Below are 1793 nucleotides of genomic sequence, written 5' to 3'. Positions count from 1 at the left end.
ACAAGGATAAACAAGGTAGAATTGTTTTAAAGCGAACCTTTAATGCAGGATCAGCACATGACACTCATTATGTATACGATAGATTTGGGAATTTAACATACGTAATTTCACCTAAAGCTATAGCAAGTGACGGTATAAGTGAAGCAGAGTTAAAAGAATTATGCTATCAATATCGATATGACAATCGTAATAGAGTTATTGAAAAAAAGATTCCCGGTAAGGATTGGGAATATATTGTGTATAATAAGCTAGACCAGCCCATCCTTACTCAGGATGCTAATCTAAAAGCAGACAATACCTGGCTGTTTACCAAATATGATGCCTTTGGTCGGGTTACCTATACCGGTAAATTCACCGATAATCGGGATAGGAAAACCATACAACAAGCAGTACATGGAGAATCTACACTATGGGAAAAGCGAAGTGCTGCTGCTATGATTGATGGTACTACTATCTATCATAGTAATACGGCATTCCCAATAACAAATCTGGAGTTGCATACCATCAATTATTATGATGACTATACTTTTGACATTGCAGGGTTAAGCAATCCCGGTACTGTATACGGAAAAACTATTTCTGATCAAACCAAGACACTACCAACAGGAAGTAAAGTAAGAGTACTCGAAACCCTGGACTGGATCACTACCGTTACCTATTATAATAAAAAATCAAGACCGATATATGTAGCCAGTAAAAATGAATATCTTAGCACTACCGATATTATAGAAAGTGATCTTGATTTTACGGGTAAAGTGAAGCAAACTAAAACGACACATACCAAAGGGAGTAATGCTGCCATTGTAACGATAGATACGTTTACCTATGATCATATGGGTAGAGCACTTGCTCAAACTCAAAAGATCAATAATCAAGCACTTGAAACTATTGTTGAAAACGGTTATGATCCTTTAGGACAATTGGAGAGTAAAAAAGTAGGAGGAGGATTACAAGAGATTGATTATACTTATAATGTACGAGGATGGCTTACTAAGATCAACGATCCTAACACTACTCTTGGGAACAACCTCTTTGCATTTAAGATCAATTACAATACACCAAAACATGGGGCTACCGCCTTGTTTAATGGAAACATTAGTGAAACCACTTGGAAAACGGCTAGTGATAATATCAAACGATCTTATGGATATCAGTATGATCATTTTAACCGAATTACTCAAGGCACGAGTAATGATGGTAATTACAATCTTAGTAATGTTACTTACGATAAGACAGGAAATATCTTAACTTTAAACAGAAAGGGACATTTAAATACTGGAGCTAATTCTTTTGGAAATATGGACATTTTATCATATACTTATGACTTAGGAAATAAACTCATGAAAGTTACTGATACAGGTAATACAACTTTTGGTTTTAAAGATGGTAGTAATACCGGAAATGATTATGCTTATGATATCAATGGTAACATGACTATAGACAATAACAAGGGTATTAGTGGTGTAACTTATAATCATTTAAATTTACCTACCAGAGTTAATGTTAATGGTGGCACAGAGTATATCAGTTATATTTATGATGCTGTTGGAACAAAGCTTAAAAAGATCGCAACAACTACTCAAGGTAAGATTTTCACAGAGTATTCGGGGAATCACGTTTATAAAAATGGGAATCTTGAATTTTTTAGCCATTCAGAAGGGATCGTTGAACACGAAGCAGATGGGTATAAATATGTGTACCAGTACAAAGATCATTTAGGGAATATCAGATTGTCATACAAAGATGCTAATAAGGATGGTACAATCACTACCCCAACTTCTGAGGTGTTTAGC

At 35.0% G+C, this 1793-nt stretch carries 1 pseudogene; it reads left to right on the top strand.

Going from position 1 to position 1793, the window contains the following annotated elements:
- Positions 1–1793, top strand: a pseudogene (locus Z054_RS32005) (hypothetical protein); the annotation flags it as partial.

The organism is Aquimarina macrocephali JAMB N27 (assembly GCF_000520995.1).
Taxonomy (GTDB): Bacteria; Bacteroidota; Bacteroidia; order Flavobacteriales; family Flavobacteriaceae; genus Aquimarina; species Aquimarina macrocephali.
The sequence above is the reverse complement of the archived record's forward strand: the minus strand, read 5'-3'. Positions and strand labels throughout refer to the sequence as shown.